The organism is Pseudomonas fluorescens (genome assembly GCF_018614655.1).
GTDB classification, from domain to species: domain Bacteria; phylum Pseudomonadota; class Gammaproteobacteria; order Pseudomonadales; family Pseudomonadaceae; genus Aquipseudomonas; species Aquipseudomonas fluorescens_BX.
Map to the genome: position 1 here is coordinate 1 of NZ_JAGGOG010000040.1, position 17,827 is coordinate 17,827.

The window sequence follows — 17,827 nt, forward strand, 5'->3', positions numbered from 1 at the left end:
GCATCCGCATCCGCATCAGCGTCAGCGTCAGCGTCAGCGTCAGCGTCGTTATCATCAATATCGATCGCAACTACAGTCGTTGGAGCGGACTGGTTCCCCGCTGCATCGGTCAATGTAACGGCCAGTGTTTCGCCGCTGACCTGAGGCGTGGTCAGTGTGACCTGGAAATTACCATCGGCACCGACTGTGCCCGTACCGATCACATTGCCAGCAGCATCTTTGATCGTCACCACAGCATCGGGCTCGCCCTTGCCGCTGACTATGGCGCCATCAGTACTTACGAGCAGATCGGTCGGTGCGGCAGGCGCAGTAGTATCGCCTGCAACAACAGCACTGGCCGGCGATTCATTGCCGGCCGAATCCTTGAGGGTGGCTTGCAGGGTTTCGCCATTGGTTTGTGGCGTGCCCAGCGTGACCTGGAAGTTACCGTCGGTACCGACCGTGCCAGTACCGATCACGTTGCCAGCGGCATCTTTGATGGTCACTGTGGAGCCCGGCTCGCCCTTGCCACTGACGGTGACGCCATCAGCGCTGACGGCCAGACCGGTCGGTGCGGCAGGCGCAGTAGTATCGCCTGCAACAACAGCACTGGCCGGCGATTCATTGCCGGCCGGATCCTTGAGGGTGGCTTGCAGGGTTTCGCCGTTGGTCTGCGGCGTGCCCAGCGTGACCTGGAAGTTACCGTCGGTACCGACCGTGCCAGTGCCGATCACGTTACCAGCGGCATTTTTGATCGTTACCGCAGAGCCCGGCTCGCCCTTGCCACTGAGAGTGACGCCATTAGCGCTGACGGCCAGCCCGGTCGGTGCGGCAGGCGCGGTGGTGTCGACGCCACCACTGCTACCACCGCCACCGCCGCCGCCTCCACCACTGTTACTCATTGCGGCCGCCGCACCACCCACGGCGAGAAGGCCCAGGCCCCAGAGTACCCAGTCCGGTACCGCGCTATCTGCCACTATGCCTGCCGCGGCCAGGTCGTCGAGTGTGGAGATCTCACTGAATGTAAAGCCCGAGTAGGGCGAGGAATAGTTGCCCAACAGCAACGTTCCGTCAGCGTTCGTCATTACCAACTGGTTAGTCGCACCGTCGGCGCCAACCACGAAGAAGTTCTGAATAGTGACGGTTTCTCCAGACTTGAGCGTCACCACCAAGTTCTGACCGGACTGCTGAAAGGACTGAACGCTTTCAGGCCCAACGGGTAGTTTGACAATGCTTGTGCCCTTCAGGCTGGCATTGCCAAACGTATGTTCCGTTGCCGCTCCCGTTGCCTTATCGACAATTGTTATATTTTTCATCTCACACCCATTCTCTCTTCGATAAACATGGACACACCGATTTCAGCGCGAGCGAATACTTCACTGCGGCAGTAACCGCCGAGCGCTCAACTTTAATTTCGCGTTATTGAAAAACTAACCAGGAGCTAATGGTTTCAGCCCACACCGGTCTCTTCACGCAGTTGCAGGCGCATCCCCCTTCGATTGCAAAGCGCGGGGGCCTCAAGACGTGACGTGAACAGGGTTACTGAAGGGCGTTGCGCTAGCGCTTTTGTCGTGCATTGCGCCATTGCCATGAGGTCATGCAGAGAGATGCCGGACTGTCGTGGAGCCATGGGAGCAGGGTGACCGCTGGCCCAGAGGTGAAGTAACGAACAGAGGCGGCGAGCCAGGGTTTGTGCTCTATCGAGCTCCCTGGCCCCGGCAACCTGTTCGGTTGCAAGCCCGGAAATATTTGATATACGCATCCATTCATCAACCATCTCAGACACACCTGCACAACTTGAAAAAATTACAGCTATTCGGTTGTGATTTTCGAGGCGCAACAACAGTGCCAACACTCGTCTGGTCGATACTAGCGGGGGGAAACTCAACATCAAAGGGGAAAATAAGCACGATACAAACACTCGCTAAATACGAGTGTTCACTTTGTTAATTCATCGCATACCCACGTCAAATAACCCATACACTCATTATCAAATCATGATAACCGCACACGCCTACAGGGCTAACCTAATGAATATTCAATGAGCAAAAGCATGGCTTTTATTGATATAAAAAGAAATTGTAATAATTTGTTTCGCGTATTTAACAATCATCTAAAAACCCCTCGAACTAAATAGTAGCTTCGTGATATCAAGCATATATATCCCTGAAAATACGAAACAAATATCAAGCGACAAGGCTTGCCACTTTTAGTTCTTTCAGGATGGATGCTTCAGCCACAGACGACCGCTACCCACAAGAAGCACGGTGGCTATCGCTGATCAAAGGAGGGAGTTGAACGTATCGTTGAAAAACGACGGAGATTGAGGGTGTCGGGACTGCTTACAGCGCCAAAAACCCGAGAACCCGCCCGACGCGGGTTCTCGGAAAAATCCCCTATTGGGGCTTGCGATAGCTGTTGATGATTGCCGAGAAGTCCTTTCCGCCCTCCCCACGCTGGCTCATCGATTGATACAGCTGCTGGGCCACCGCGCCGAGGATCACCGGCTGGTGCGCCTGGCGCGCCGCCTCAGTGGCCAGCCCAAGATCCTTGAGCATCAGCTCCGCACCAAAACCACCGGTATAGCCACGAGACGACGGCGCCGTCTCGATGATGCCCGGCCATGGGTTGTAGGTGTCGGAGCTCCAGCAACGCCCGGTTGAACTGTTGATGATCCCGGCCAGCACCTTTGTATCAATGCCCAGCGCATCGCCCAGGGCCATGGCTTCGCTGACGCCGACCATGGTGATGCCCAACAGCAGGTTGTTGCAGATCTTAGCGATTTGCCCAGTACCGACTTCGCCGCAATGGACGATGTTGCGGCCCATCTGCGCCAGCACCGGTTGCAAGGTGGCGAACAGTTCGGGAGTGGCCCCGACCATGAAGGTCAGGGTCCCGGCCTGGGCACCGCCGGTGCCGCCCGAGACCGGCGCATCGGCCAGGGCCACGCCGTGTTTAGCCGCAGCGGCGGCTACATCACGCGCGGTTTGCGGATCGATGGTGCTGCAATCCACTGCCGGTACGCCTTTGCCGATACCGGCGAGCACGCCGTCGTCACCGAGCCACACGCTACGTACATGGGCGGCCGCCGGGAGCATGGTCAATACCAGTTCCGCACCTTGGGCGGCATCACGCGGTGAGGCGCTGATGGTACCGCCCAGTTCGGCCAACTCATTGAGCACCGTCTGGTTGAGGTCAAACAGGTTCAGCGCGTGGCCGGCCTTGATCAGGTTGCGCGCCATTGGCGCGCCCATGTTGCCCAGGCCAATAAATGCAATCTTCATGGTCGTCTCCTCGATCAGCGCAGGTTGATGGTGGTGTTGACGCCATCATTGACGCTGTCGTCGTCGAACCAGCGGCTGGTGACGGTTTTGGTCTGGGTGTAGAACTGCACCACTTGTTTGCCGTACGGGCCCAGGTCACCGAGTTTCGAACCACGGGAACCGGTGAAGCTGAAGAATGGGACCGGTACAGGAATCGGGATGTTGATACCGACCTGGCCGACGTCGATTTCACTCTGGAACTTGCGCGCCGCCGCTCCGCTTTGGGTGAACAGGCCGGTGCCGTTGCCGAACGGATTAGCGTTGACCAGAGCGATGGCTTGGTCGAGGGTGTCGACTTCCAGCACTACCAGTACCGGGCCGAAGATTTCCTGGGTGTAGATCTGCATGTCGGTGGTCACACCGGAGAACAGGGTCGGGCCGACGAAGTTGCCTTGCTCGAAGCCCGGGACCTTGATGTCGCGGCCATCCAATTCCAGCTTGGCGCCTTCTTTCACGCCGCTTTCGATCAGCTCCAGAATGCGCGCCTTGGCTCGCTTGGAGATCACCGGGCCGACATCGGTGCCCGCTTCACTGCCAGCGTTCACCTTGAGTTTCTGCGCCAGGGCCTTGAGGTCCGGTAGCCATTGTTTTGCGGCGCCCACCAACACCACCACCGAGGTCGCCATGCAACGCTGACCGGCTGCGCCGAAACCGGCACCTACCAGCGCGTTAAGGGTTTGCTCGCGGTTGGCATCCGGCAGCACCACGGCGTGGTTCTTGGCGCCCATCATCGATTGCACGCGCTTGCCATGCTTACCGGCCAAATCGTAGACATGAGTACCCACGGCGGTGGACCCGACGAATGACACGGCTTTGATGTCTTTATGGGTGCAGAGCGCATCCACCACGTCCTTGCCGCCATGAACCACGTTGAGCACGCCCGCCGGAACACCGGCTTCAACGGCCAGTTCCACCAACAACATGGTCGACAGCGGATCCTGTTCGGACGGTTTGAGCACGAAGGTGTTGCCGCAGGCGATGGCCATCGGGAACATCCACAGCGGGATCATCGCCGGGAAGTTGAACGGGGTAATGCCGGCGCACACGCCGATGGGCTGGCGCAGGGTGTAGGTGTCGACACCGCCCGCAACGTTTTCAGCAAATTCGCCCATTTGCAGGGTGCCAATGGAGCACGCGTGCTCCACCACTTCCAGGCCACGGAAAATATCGCCTTCGGCATCCGCAATGGTTTTGCCCTGCTCGGCGCTAAGGACCACGGCGATACGCTTGGAGTGCTCGCGAATCAAGGCTTGCAGCTTGAGCATGATGCGCATGCGCGCACCAATCGGTGTCAGCTTCCAGGTCTGGAAGGCGCGATGGGCGGCGTCGATGGCAGCATTGACTTCAGAGGCAGTGGCGAAAGGAACCCTGGCCAGCACTTGCTGGGTGGCCGGGTTGACGATGTCTTGCCATTGGGTGGTCCGGGACTCGACCCACTCGCCGTTGATCAGCAGCTTGACCTGTTTTACGGTGGTGTCGGCAGACGTAAGCGATGCGTTCATGAGGGTCTCCAATTTTATAGTTATGCAGAGACAAGGCGCGTGAATCGCCTTGAGGATGAGGCGTTCGGACTATTTTTGGAGTATAGATGTGCAAACTTCTAATAAGAACGCACATAAAAGCCGGTCCAATATGCAAAAAAACATCACCTCCCTGGGCTCCCTCAACTGGGATGACCTGAAATTTTTCCTCGAAGTCGCCCGCACCCGCAAAGCCAGCGTCGCGGCCAAGCGTCTGGCGGTGGACTACACCACCGTGTCGCGGCGCATCAGTTCGCTGGAAGTGTCCCTGGGTACTTTGTTGTTCGAAAAATCCCGGACCAACGGTTTCGTCCTCACCACTGAGGGCCAGCGTTTGCTGGGTTATGCGGAGTCCATCGAAAGCACCCTGCACATGGCCTGCGAGCAGGTTTCAGGCTCCGGCGTGGCATTGTCGGGTCACGTGCGCATGGGCTGCACCGAGGGTTTTGGCAGCTTCTTTGTCACCCCGCAACTGAGCCATTTCGTCGACACCTACCCGGCGATCTCGGTGGACATCCTGCCACTGCCTCACTTCATCAGCCTGTCCAAGCGCGAAGCAGACATCGTCATCGCCCTGGAGCGGCCGGAACACGGGCCTTATGTATGCTGCAAGCTATGTGATTACAAACTGCAGCTGTATGCGACCCAGGAATACCTGGACCAGCACCCACCGATCCGTCGTCCGGCAGATTTGGCCGACCATCCGTTTATCAGCTATGTCGATGACCTGGCGTTCAGCTCAGAGCTGCTGTACCTGGCCAACGTGGTGCCGGGCGCCAGCGCCAGCTTGCGCAGCACCAGCGTGATCGCCCAGTACGTGGCGGCGCAGCAGGGGCGGTCGCTGGCGATCCTGCCGTGTTTTCTGGCAGCACAGGATCCGCGATTGCTGCCGGTGCTGGGGGAGGAAATCAATATCACGCGGCAGTTCTGGATGTACTGCCGGGAGGACTTGAGGAAGTTGAAGCGGATTACCTTGTTGTGGGATTACATCCGCGAGGTGACGGAACAGAATCGGCCGCTGTTGATGGGAGAGACGCGAGAGATGAGATTTGCGGATTAAGCGGTGTTGCTGCTCCCACATTGATCGCATTTCATATCAGGCTCGACGGGCGTCGGTTTAGTCAGCAATGACCACAATCGACACCCGCCGATTCTCGGTACGGCCAGCCACGGTGGTGTTGGGCGCTACCGGCTCGCGGCTGCCCAGCCCGCGTAGCTGAATGTTTTCTTCCTTCATGCCCACGCTGGTCAATACCTTGCCTACGCTTTTCGCACGGCGCAGGGACAGTTGCTGGTTATAGATTTCCTTGCCCGAGGCATCGGAGTGGCCATCAACGCGCACGCGCTCGATACCCGCACTGACCAAGGCCTTGCCGATGCCTTCGACGATGCCGGTGCTGGGCTTATTCAGCCTCTCGATGTCACTGCCAAACAGTACTTTCCCCGATAGACCAAAGGCCCAGCCTTCATCGGTCAGCTCGAAACCTTGCTGCTTGAGCACGACGATCTGCGCCGGAGTGAGGCCTTTGGGTGGCGCCGTCTGGCAACCGCCCAGGGCCAACAGGGCCATGAGCAAGGTGATAAATAAAAAGCGCGAAGAACGCTGGGTGTTAGAGAACAAGGGATCAACTCCTGTGTTGAATAGGGGCGGGCCGCTCCGACTCTGCCGTTTGCTGGCCGCCCTGGAAGAGGCGTTTGGCCTGGTACATCGCCGCATCGGCGGCGTTGAGCAAGGTGCCAGGAGTGGCACCATGATCAGGGTAGACAGCGATGCCGATACTGAGGGAGGTCAACACCTCGGTATTGCCCGGCAACGAGATCGGTGCGTCCATGCTGGCGAGGATCTTGTCGGCGATGCGCTGGGCATCTTCGATCTTGTGCAGCGGGGTCAGCAGGATCGCGAATTCGTCGCCGCCCAGACGTGCTACCAAGTCTTCCTCACGCAACTGCGCCCGCACGCGTTGGGCCACGGCCACCAATACCGCATCGCCCGCAGCGTGCCCAAAGTTGTCGTTGATGTCTTTGAAGCGGTCGCTGTCGAGAAACAGCACGGCCACTTTCTCATTGAGTTTAGCTGCACTGCGCAGGGCGCGAATCAAGCGGCTTTCGAAAAACGCCCGGTTGGGCAGCCCGGTCAGGCTGTCGTGGGTCGCCTGGTGGGCAAGGGTTTCGTTTTCGCTTTGCAGGTGGGTCTGCCAACTTTCCAACTCGTCGAGCAAGGCATTGAAGTCGTTGCCCAGGCTGTCGAGCTCGGCAATCTGCGCCGGGGGTACGCGACGGTCGAAGGCCCGTTCACTGCGGGCGGCGTGAGCCACTTTGGCAAGGCTGTGCAGCGGCGCCGTAATGCCCCGCAACATGCGCCGCGCCAGGTACAGGGCGACCCAGGCACTGAGGGCCGTGCACACCAGAATCCCCGCCAGACCGCTGAGTAAGAAGCGCAACAAGCTGCCGCCATGGCCACTCAGGTGGATGCTGCCGATGGCTTTGCCCTGGTGCATGATCGTCTGGCTGATGGGCTGCTCCAGCAGGGTATGCGCCAGCTCCAGCTCGACCTTGGACCACATTCCGGTTTCCGGTCGTTGCCAATGAGCCAGGAGTCTGCCGTTGTCATCAAAGACTTCGGCCTGGGCCACTTCTTCGGTCGAGGCGATCAGGGCCAAGGCTTCAGTGGCTGCCGCACTGTCGTTAAACACTACGGCGGCTTCCACCGTGTAGTTGATGGAGCGAGCGATCAGGTGCAGGTTGTGATCCGCATAGACCCGCAAGGCCAACACACCGAGCAAGGTCAGGGAAACACTGGCCATGCTCACGGCCATCAACGCCACACTCAGGTGCCCGCGCCTCAGCACGGAGCGCAGAGTCGGTCGCACAGATGCACTGGAGAGACTCATGATTCCGGCGCTCGGCGGCGGGACAGTTGCAACACGCTGGGATGAATACGCACGCCGCTGCGGGCGACGGAGTCGAGGTTGACCTCGAACGACACTTGCTCATCACCGACGCGCAGGCAAAACAGGCTGCCCACCGTGCATTGGTCTCCGCCTTCGCTGATGCTCAGTACCGGACGACCGGTCAAAGAGGTGAACAGACGGCTGCGTTCATCGCTGGTCAACTGACCGATGTATACCGCGTCGCAGGCCTTGGCGATGTCAGGATGGCCGGCCAGCAGGCGCTGGACCACCACCGGACGACCGGTGGACTGGGTCACGCCTTTGATCAGGTCATCGGTGTATTGGGTTGGTCCGACAATGCACAGCCGTAACTGCGCAGGCTCCACCGGCCAGCGGGCATAACTGAGAATCCCGAGCACCACTTGCGTCACCGCCTGAGCCCTTTGGTCGGCCATGCTGGCGGAGACAGGCGTTTGCGCCAACGTGACCGGCGCAAGTACCCACAGAACCGCCAACAGCAGCATTCGTCTCCAGCTCAAACGACGCTCTGTGGGCGAAACAGCCACGTTCATGCAGCGATTCTCTTTGATCTTCATCGGGATGATGCCGCAACGATAGCACAACGGCAGGAAATCCCACGAAGCGATGCCTCGGAGGGTTCCCCCATTTTCTCAGAAAAATCATACGCCTGAAGTAGAATTAAACAGTGACTCGTCGGTCAGTTTTTTTGCGATTCAAGTGCCCAGTTCCAACATCAGTCCGCTCAACCGTTTCACCTTGCGTCGCACCGCTTCTTCGAAGACTCCGCCACGGGGTTCGATCAGGCTGAACCAGTCTTTGGCACGGGTTATACCGGTATAAATCAGCTCCTTGGTCAGTACCGGATTCAACGCATCCGGCAGGATCAGAGCGGTGTGGGCGAACTCAGAACCCTGGGATTTATGCACGGTCATGGCGTAGACGGTTTCCACATCATTGAGCCGGCTGGGCAACACAAAGCGCACGCCGCCCTGACCATCGTTGCGTGGAAAAGCCACGCGCAAGACCTGCGGCCCGCCGTCACTTTCAGGCAGTTTCAAGGCGATACCGATATCGCCGTTCATCAAGCCAAGACCGTAGTCATTACGGGTCATCAGCACAGGACGCCCTTCGTACCATTGCTGATCACTGTCGATCAGCCGGGCTTTGAGTAAGGCGGCGGTGATGCGCTGGTTCAGGCCCTCGACACCCCAAGGGCCCTTGCGCACGGCACACAACAACTGGAAAGCATCGAAGGCTTGCAACAGTTGACGAGCCCAGTCGGTCCAGCGTGGATCTTCTCGCGATGTATCCGAGGGCGGGCGTGAAGTGCGCAGCAAGTTCAAGTAATAGCGATAACCGTGAGCACCGTCGCCCTGCCCTTCCAGTACCAGGCGCTCCAGAGCATGGTCGTGCTCACCCTTGAGGCTGACGCAAAACAGGTCTGCATGGCTGCGAGCGGCCAGCAATTTGCGAGCTTCTTCAGCATTCTGCTGGTTGACCCAGCGCGCCAATTGACCGATGCCACTGCCTTCGCCGAATCGCCGGGAGTAGCGCAGCATCACCACTTGCTGAGCCAATGGATGGCTACCGTCCAGGTCTTCCTGAAGACCACTGGCACTGAGGTCCTCACCGCTGACCGCTTGCAGCCACTGGCGGGTTTGCGGGCTGTACCAGCCGGCTTCGGCGTCGCGGCACAAATCACCGAGGACGGCGCCGGCCTCAACGGACGCGAGCTGGTCTTTGTCGCCGAGCAATACCAGACGGGCATGAGGCGGCAAGGCGTCCAGCAGATTGGCCATCATTTCCAGGTCGATCATCGAGGCTTCGTCGACCACCAATACATCCAGGGGCAATGGATTGCCGAGGTGATGGCGAAAGTGACGGGTACCGGGCCGACTGCCCAGCAAACGGTGAACAGTGGTGACCTGAGTAGGGATTTTTTCCCGCACGGCGTCAAGCACCTTCAGCGACAGAACCTGCTGGCTGATGGACTCGGTCAAGCGAGCCGCCGCCTTGCCGGTGGGTGCTGCCAGGCGAATACGCAGCGCGCTGCCGTTCTCCACGGCTGGCGCTTGCAACAGTGCGAGCAGCCGTACCACGGTGGTGGTCTTGCCGGTGCCCGGGCCGCCGGTGACGATGCTGAACGCACCTCGGGTGGCCAGGGCGCAGGCGAGCTTTTGCCAGTCGACGACCGCACCTGGCGTGGCCTGATCGAACAAACCGTTCAAGCGCTGGGGCAAGTCGGTGGTAATACTTTCCTGGGTGGCGAGGCGAAGGCGCAACGCCGTATCGATGCGCCGCTCGTAGGTCCAATAGCGACGCAAATACAGGCGTTTACCCGACAGCACCAAAGGCCGGCTGTGTGCCGATTCACTGCCATCAACCGCCAACGCCACCAGGTGGCTGGCGGCCAGCGCATGGCACCAATGGGCGCCGTCCAGACCGTCGAGCAATTGCGACGGCAGCAGCATGACGCCGGTTTGCACATCGCCTTCTGGCGGCAGAGACAGGGCAAAGTCCGGTGCCTTGAGGGTTTCGAACAGGTCCAGGCACACATGGCCGTGGCCCAATTGGTGACTGGTCAACGCAGCCGCCAGCAACACCAGCGGATCAGCCTGTGGATCGAGTTCGTGGAGGAAGCCGACAAAGGCTTTATCCAGCGCACGCAGCCAGCCACGTTCGACCCAACGCTCAAGCAGTTGCAGCAGATCGGCAGCGCGACTGAGGGGCGCTAGCGCCTCCAGCGGTAGCATCGACAGGCTCATAGCAGGATTCCTTGTTCCCAGGCGGGTTCGGCTTTGGGCGGTAGCGGTTTACCCTGGAACAATAGGTCCAGGCCCTCGATCAGCTCCCGGGGTGGCCGAGTGAAATAGGCACCCTGGCTCGCTGAGTGGGTGCCGCGCAGGAACAGATAAAGTGCGCCGCCGATGTGGCGGTCGTAATCGTAATCAGCCAGCCGCGCCTTGAGCTGACGATGCAGGGCCAGCAGGTAAAGGACGTATTGCAGGTCGTAACGATGGTCGAGGATCGACAGCTCCATGGCCTGCACGGTGTAGGCCGAATCGTCGGGGCCGAGCCAGTTGGACTTGTAGTCGGCCACGTAGTAGCGACCGTCATGCTCGAAAGTCAGGTCGATAAAACCCTTGAACATGCCATTGAGCAGTACCGGTTCGGCGGCTACCCGGGAAACGCCGTTGTGGGTGTGTTGACATACCCACTTATCAAGAGCGAGGACGTCGACTTTGTGGCTGGCGAACCAGAACTCCATCTCGACCTGGTAGTGCCGCAAGCCGCTCAGACTCAACGGCGCATGGCCATTACCTAAACGTAGCGGTGCTTGCAGCAGGTAGCCGAGCCAGTCGCTCAGGGTATCGATCCAACCTTCCCAACCACGCCGATTGCAGCGGCGGGCGACGGCGTCTTTGAGGGCCTCGGGGGTGACGTTGAAGCCTTCGCCGCCTGCCCATTCCAGCAGGCCATGGAGGAACGTCCCGGGGTTGGGTCCGCGTGGAAAACGGTGAATGTCACCACCCGACGCTGCCAATTCGCGCGAGGCATCCGGATCGAGGCGTTCGTCGTCGAACAGCTTCTGGGCTTGCGGGCTTTCCGGCGCTTCCAGGCTGGCGGCACTCATGCTTTCGCCGATACGCAAGGCGCTGTAGGAGGCGATCCACCAGTTTTCTGCGGCCTTGCGTTTGGGCAACAGGGGCGCGAGCAAGGTGGCTTCGTTGCGCGGTGGATGGAACACAATAGCTTCGGCTTCAGGCATTTCGGCGTAGTGGATTGCGGTGCAGCCCTCCTGCAAGTCGAGAAGCCAGCGGGCGAGGCCAACAGACTCGCCTAGGGAAGCGCCGCCACCGAGCAGGTAACCCAAGGCCGACAAGTGCAACACCGAACTGTTGTTATTGCCGCGCTTGAGGTCGGCGACGCCGAGCCAGCAAGCATGTTTTGCCCGTGTCAGCGCCACGTAGAACAAACGCAGATCTTCGGCCAGACGCTCATCGTCGGCTTGGGCGATCAGCTCGGCGGTTGGCCTGAGGCTGACTTGGGATTTGCCGTTTTCATCGTGGTAATGCAATGGCAGACGGCTGCCGTCCACGGGTTTCGCCGAACAGATGAATGGCAAAAACACCAGGTCGTATTCCAGGCCCTTGGACTTGTGAATGGTCACCACTTTGACCAGTTGCTCATCGCTTTCCAGACGCAGGATCTGCTCTTCCCCCGCCTGGCCCGAAAGCGCCAGGTGTTCGGCCAAGTGGCGGATCAACGCCTGTTCGCCATCCAGTTCCGCCGCCGCTTGCTGCAGCAACTCAGAGAGGTGCAACAGGTTGGTCAACACCCGCTCACCGTCGCCCCGAGCCATCAGGGTTTGCGGCAATTTGAAGTCGTGGAGCAGGCGCCGCAACATCGGCAGCACGCCTTGGGTACGCCATATGGCGCGGTAGTCGCGGAATTGCATCACGCGTTTTTCCCACGCCAACTCGTCCTGGTTCAGACGCTCCAGTTCAGGCAGCGACAGGTTCAGGGTCACGCAGGCCAGGGCGGCACGCAGAGGGCGCTCGACGTCCGGTTCGGCGCAGGCTTTGAGCCAGGCCAGCAGGTCATGTGCTTCCTGCGCGGCGAACACCGAATCCTTGTCGGACAGGTACACGCTACGCACGCCACGGGCGGCCAGTTCACCGCGCACAGCCTGGGCTTCCTTGCCGTCGCGCACCAGGATAGCGATGTTCGACGGCAATACGCCGTTGAAGGTGTCGTCTTTGACGAATCCTGCGGTGCCTTGCTGGCCACCATTGAGCAACGCCACGATCTGGCTCGCGCAAGCAGCTGCCAGTTGTTGGCGGTAGAGCACGCCAGAGATGGGTTGGTCGGTGGGCAGGTGCCAAATGTTCAGGGCCGGCAATGTCTCGCCATTGACCTGCAACCGTTCCTTGCGACCTTGGGAAAGCACCGGCAGAAACGGTACCGGATTCTTACCGTCGGGCTCGCGGAACAGGAATGCGCCGCGGCCTTTTTCAGCGCGTTGGAATACATGGTTTACCGCCTCCACCATTGCATGGCTGGAGCGGAAGTTGGTGCCCAGCGTATGCAACCGGCCACTGGTGGCCTGACGGGCCCGCAGGTAGGTATAGATGTCGGCACCGCGAAAGGCGTAGATCGCTTGTTTCGGGTCCCCGATCAGGAACAGGCCACTTTCAGGGTTATTGTCTTCAATGCGGTAGATGCTCTCGAAGATGCGGTACTGCACCGGATCGGTGTCCTGGAATTCGTCGATCAACGCCACCGGGAATTGCTCGCGGATCACACTGGCCAGGCGCTCGCCACCGTCGGCCTGCAGCGCAGCGTCGAGGCGAATGAGCATGTCGTCGAAGCCCATTTCGGCGCGCCGGCGTTTTTCTTCTTCGAAGCGTTTTGCGACCCAACCTGCGGCGTGTTGCAACACGGCGGCATCGGGGGTTGGCAAAGCGTCGAGGCTGACTTTCAGACCCGCCATGGCGTCGAAGCCTGGATGGTGCGGCGGGTCACCCTTCCAGGCTTCGGCCATGCCGTCGGGCGTCAGGCGGGAAAAGCCGGTACCAATGTCCAGCTGTTCCAAGGACTCGTCGGCCGCCCAGGCGCTGATTTTTTCAAACCAGGGCTCGAAGTAACGCGCCTGCATCTTACGGCCATCGACGGCTTTGGCGGCGACGGCTTGCAGGCAGATTTCCCGCAGCTCGATGGCCCATTGTTGCCAGGGCGCCTTGAGGGCGACCAACGCTTCGCGACGCTCTTGCAGACAAGCGCTGATCAGTTCGGCGGGTTCACGCTGCTCGTTTGTGGGGCGCTCGCTACCGAACAGTGCCCGCACTCGCGGCATCAGGGCGGCGGGGCCGCCCCAGTTATTGCGTACCCAGCTCAGCGGGTCGCCGTGCATCGGGTAGCAGAACAGGCGCCAGTAGTCGCGCAGCACTTCGCCCAGCAAGTCGCTGTGGTCGGTTTCCAGAGTCTGGGTGAACAGGCTGCCGCTGTCGAAAGCGTGTTCGCGCAGCATGCGCTGGCACCAACTGTGGATGGTCGAGACGGCAGCTTCATCCATCCATTGGGCGGCGATGTCCAGGCGATTGGCGCAACCGGGCCATTGCTCAAGGTGGTACTGGTCACGCAGTTCGGCAATCAGTGCGTCGGGGGCTTCGGTCTCTTCGCGAAAGAAGCGAGCAGCTTCGGCCAGACGAGTGCGAATGCGTTCGCGCAGCTCTTTGGTGGCAGCATCGGTGAACGTCACGACGAGGATTTGTGGCGGCAACAGTTCGCGGCCAAAGCCCGACTCTTCACCGCCATGGCCCAATACCAGACGTAGGTACAGCGCCGAGATGGTGAAGGTCTTGCCGGTGCCGGCGCTGGCTTCGATCAGTTGGCTACCATGCAGCGGGAACGCCAGGGCCAGAGGTTTTATGCGACTCATCAGCCGGCCTCCTCGTTGCTCAGGGATCGCCATGGCGCCGTGATCAATGGTCGGTACAGCGTTTCGCACCAGCCTTCGAAATCTTCACTGGCCACCAAAGCGGCGAAATCCGGAAATTGTCGGGTGAGTGCGGGGCTTTCGCGGCGCTCGCCGTCGGTGGTTTGGCCATCACCCTCATAGGCTTTGCTGGCGGCGACTTGCGCTTTGACCGGGTCGGTTTGGCCGAGCCAGGCGAAGGCAGTTTTGACGGCAACAGGCAGCGGTTCGCTCATGCCGGTCCGCCAGGCCAGCAGCAAATTGCCGAGTACTTCCTGTGCCATATGCAGCTCAAGCGGAGCCAGCACAAGCGTGTCGTCGCTGGCCACCAGACCGGTGCTCAATGGCAGCCCGCAGGCGCAGGCCACCAAGTGATTGACCCACGGGCGAACCAGGCGATGCCACTTGCGGGTCTTGATCGAACCGATGCTGTTGGGAATGGTGGTGACGCTGAGCAAGCCACCGTCGCTGCGCCTGTGTAGCCCGCTTATCCAACCTTCAAGTTGAATGCCTTGATGCTCAAAGCTGACAGGTTCGGCGCTGGTGTGCGGCGTCGGCCAGAGAGCCAGCAGCTGTTGGTAGCGTTGCAGCAAGTCGGGCAAAGGCTCGATCAGCTCGTTACGCAGACACTCACCAAAACCCACCATGGGCAGCAAGCCGCTGCCTTGGAGACGCAGGGCCTGAGCGCTGAGGGCCTCGTCGAGGTTATCCGGCTGAGTCAGCGCCGCAGCGAGCAAACTGTCGCTCAAGCTGTAGCGTTGCAGGGCATCGAGGACAAAAGGTTCTTCATCCGCCAGTGGCACTTCGGCGGCTTCGAAGAACACCTTGAGGCGCTGACTGAAGAAATGTCGGACAGGGTTACGCAGGAAATCCTGCAACTGGCCGAGGCTCAGTGGTTCCTCTTGGATGTAGGGAGCCAGGCTTTCGATGTCGGCCATGTCGTTTTGGGGTTGATGGAGCAATTGCCATTCGCGGGCATAACTGAACAGTGGATCGCCTTCATGAAAGTAGCGGGCGCTGAAGGGCTGGAGGGGATGTTCCTGGGTCATGGCTTCCAGCAAGGGTTCGCCATCGCTGGTGTGCCAGCCGCTGACGAGGTGGTCGCGCAATTGACCAATCAGCACCGAGGCTGGACGATCGCTGTTGTCACGAATGCTGCGACCAACCCAACTGATATAGAGCTGGTCTCGGGCGGATAGCAACGCTTCCAGTAACAGATAGCGGTCGTCTTCGCGGCGTGAGCGGTCGCCGGGACGGTAGTCGCTGCCCATTAGGTCGAAGTCCAATGGGGGTTGGGCGCGGGGATAATCACCGTCGTTCATACCCAGCAGGCAAACCAGCTTGAACGGGATCGCGCGCATTGGCATCAGCGTACAGAAATTAACCGCACCGGCGAGGAAGCGTTGAGACAGGCGGCCTTGGTCAAGGCCAGCCAGCCAGGCTTCGCGGACGACAGTTAAAGGTAACTCGTCCTGCAAGCCGACGGACTCGCAGGTTTCCAGCCAGGTCTCTCTCAGTTGCTCAAGCTGGCCCAGAAGGTAGTCGTCGTGCTCATTGCTGGGCAGGAAAAACTGTTGCATCAGACCCTGCAAACGCTCACCCCATTCCCGTGGTGCGGCCGCCGTTAACAGTGTTTGGTGGGCGTCGTGCAAAGCGTCAAGCAATGCAACCAGTGGGCCGATCAACGCAGCATCAAGGCCACCGATTTCGTCGTAAGGCTCGATGCCGTCACACGCGATGCCCGTGCCCACGGCGTAGCCCAGAAGCATGCGACGCAGGCCGAAACGCCAACTGTTTTGTTCCAGTTCACTCGGCAAGCCGAGGCCCGCGCGCTGCTCGGCGTCAAGACCCCAGCGGATGCCAGCGCCTTCGATCCAGCGGTGCAGAGTCGGTAGATCGCGCTCCTTGATGGCGAAGCGCTCACGTAGAGCCGGCACGTCCAGCAGGTCGAGGATTTCGCTGACCGGGAAGCGGCTGTCGGGAAGCTTGAGCAGGTGCTCTACGGCAATCAATAGCGGGTCGCGGCCTCGTTGACCCTGGTCGGTGAGTGTGAAGGGGATGAAACGTGGGTCTTGTCGATCCAACTGGCCGAACACGGCGCGAATGTGCGGGGCGTAACTGTCGACGTCGGGGACCATGACGATGATGTCCCTTGGGCGCAGCGCAGGGTTTTCGCTAAAGCGTTGGAGCAATTGGTCGTGGAGGATTTCCACTTCTCGCTGGGCGCTGTGGGCAATATGGAATCGGATTGAAGTGTCTTGCCCCAGGTTGACTGCGGGCCACAGGTCGCGAGTTTCGTTGAGTGGCCGTAACTCGAGGATGTCGTCCTGCAGCTGGTTCAGCAATGTAGTCGGTTCGCTTTCGCTGAACAAATCGATCCGCCCATCACGGAATGCTGAACGGTAACTGTTGGGGTCGTCGTAGCTATCCAGCAGGTTGATGTAGTCACGACCTTGTTTGCCCCAGGCCGCGAGCAACGGATGTGCGTGTTGGTGCAGAGTCTGTGGGTCGATGGTGACGGGCATTCCAGACTTGCGGGCCTGGCGTTTGTATTCGTTTCTCAGTAGGTCTTTATCCGCAACGATGTCGGACCAATGATGGCGACAAGGGTTGTGGACACAGAGCAAGACCTGACTGAAACGAGCAAGACCGGCGAGTGCTTCCAAGGCCTGGGCGGGTAGAGAGGAGATACCGAAAACGATCACTCGGGAAGGCAAGCCCGGAGGTGCCTTATCAAGGCTGTTAATACGCTCGATGAAACGTTGATGAACGCCGGCGCGACTTTGGGCCATACCCTCTTCCCCTACGTCCATCAGCAACGCACGCCATAGCTCTGCTTGCCAGCAGTTGGCGGGACTCAGAGACTTGGATTCGCCTCGGCCATTACGCAGTTGATGGCGACCTGCAGCCCAGTCCTCCAGCCAATCCGCGCGGTAGACCTGGTATTGGTCGAACAGATCAGCTAGGCGCTCTGCCAGTTGATAGCGTTTACGCAGGTCGGTGTCGTGGGTCAGAAAGCGTTGCAGCGGCTCGAAATGCGGCTGATCGATCAGCTCGGGGAGCAGGCGCATGAGACGCCAGGTCAGCGGGGCTTTATCCAGCAGGGATTTGGCAGGAATTTCATCCCGACCCAAGACCATGCGATAGAGCTGCCACATGAAGCTACCGGGGAGTTGCACATCGATAGCGGCCGCGATGCCGCAGCCACCCATATCGTCATCTTCTGGATCTTCGGCGAGTGCGAGCTTGAGCCATTGAGCAATGCCGTTGCTTTGCACCAGCGCGATTTCGTTCTCCAGAGGCGCCAGGGGATAACGACGCATCCAACTGACCACCAGGCTGCGCAGTTCATCCAGGCGATTGCCATGAACCACCATAAATCCAGCGCTGAGGGACATCGCATCCGGCATAACGGCTTCCTTGGGAAAAGCAAAATCGAGGGAGGGACTTTAGCATTGAAGACGACAGGTGGGCGCCCTCGGATACTTTTCGATCGCCCAAAACAAAACCCCATCTGCTTTCGCAAATGGGGTTTCGGAATTTAATCTTGACGATGACCTACTCTCACATGGGGAAACCCCACACTACCATCGGCGATGCATCGTTTCACTACTA

General features: G+C 59.7%; 10 protein-coding genes. 1 reads left to right on the forward strand and 9 read right to left on the reverse strand.

The features are described 5' to 3' along the window. The 3 genes from J7E41_RS27660 to J7E41_RS27670 all read right to left on the reverse strand — a co-directional run. A partial coding sequence (locus tag J7E41_RS27660) for an Ig-like domain-containing protein (RefSeq protein WP_214997409.1) occupies positions 1-1,295 on the reverse strand: 1,295 nt, incomplete at its 3' end. A 1,080-nt stretch (positions 1,296-2,375) separates the two neighbouring features. Further along, positions 2,376-3,263: a 3-hydroxyisobutyrate dehydrogenase gene (mmsB, locus tag J7E41_RS27665; protein WP_214997410.1), complete on the reverse strand. Its 888-nt coding sequence runs from the start codon at positions 3,261-3,263 to the stop codon at positions 2,376-2,378. Positions 3,264-3,277: 14 nt separating this feature from the next. Further along, the gene (locus J7E41_RS27670; protein ID WP_214997411.1) at positions 3,278-4,804 is read right to left on the reverse strand and encodes a CoA-acylating methylmalonate-semialdehyde dehydrogenase; all 1,527 of its coding nucleotides are present in this window, start codon (positions 4,802-4,804) and stop codon (positions 3,278-3,280) included. Between the two features lie 130 nt (positions 4,805-4,934). Here J7E41_RS27670 and J7E41_RS27675 point away from each other — a divergent pair, with 130 nt between their 5' ends. Further along, positions 4,935-5,882 carry a LysR family transcriptional regulator gene (locus J7E41_RS27675; RefSeq protein WP_169352815.1) on the forward strand — a complete coding sequence of 316 codons (948 nt, stop codon included), beginning with the start codon at positions 4,935-4,937 and terminating at the stop codon, positions 5,880-5,882. Positions 5,883-5,939: 57 nt separating this feature from the next. Here the strand turns inward: J7E41_RS27675 and J7E41_RS27680 are convergent, their stop codons facing one another. From J7E41_RS27680 to recC, 6 genes are all read right to left on the reverse strand, one after another. After that, on the reverse strand, positions 5,940-6,392 hold the full coding sequence (locus J7E41_RS27680) for an OmpA family protein (protein ID WP_214997417.1): 453 nt from the start codon (positions 6,390-6,392) through the stop codon (positions 5,940-5,942). Positions 6,393-6,447: 55 nt separating this feature from the next. After that, positions 6,448-7,713, reverse strand: coding sequence for a diguanylate cyclase domain-containing protein (locus J7E41_RS27685; protein WP_214997412.1), 1,266 nt, complete (start codon positions 7,711-7,713; stop codon positions 6,448-6,450). Then, positions 7,710-8,285, reverse strand: a complete 576-nt coding sequence (locus J7E41_RS27690; RefSeq protein WP_214997413.1) for a YfiR family protein — start codon at positions 8,283-8,285, stop codon at positions 7,710-7,712. Before J7E41_RS27690 ends, J7E41_RS27685 begins: the two co-directional genes overlap by 4 nt. 162 nt (positions 8,286-8,447) lie before the next feature. After that, complete coding sequence (gene recD, locus J7E41_RS27695; protein WP_214997414.1) at positions 8,448-10,499, reverse strand: exodeoxyribonuclease V subunit alpha; 2,052 nt, start codon at positions 10,497-10,499, stop codon at positions 8,448-8,450. Continuing rightward, positions 10,496-14,176 (reverse strand): exodeoxyribonuclease V subunit beta, encoded by a 3,681-nt coding sequence (recB, locus tag J7E41_RS27700; protein WP_214997415.1) that lies wholly within the window; start codon positions 14,174-14,176, stop codon positions 10,496-10,498. Before recB ends, recD begins: the two co-directional genes overlap by 4 nt. Beyond that, positions 14,176-17,622, reverse strand: a complete 3,447-nt coding sequence (recC, locus tag J7E41_RS27705) for an exodeoxyribonuclease V subunit gamma (RefSeq protein ID WP_214997416.1) — start codon at positions 17,620-17,622, stop codon at positions 14,176-14,178. Before recC ends, recB begins: the two co-directional genes overlap by 1 nt. Positions 17,623-17,827: the final 205 nt, after the last annotated feature.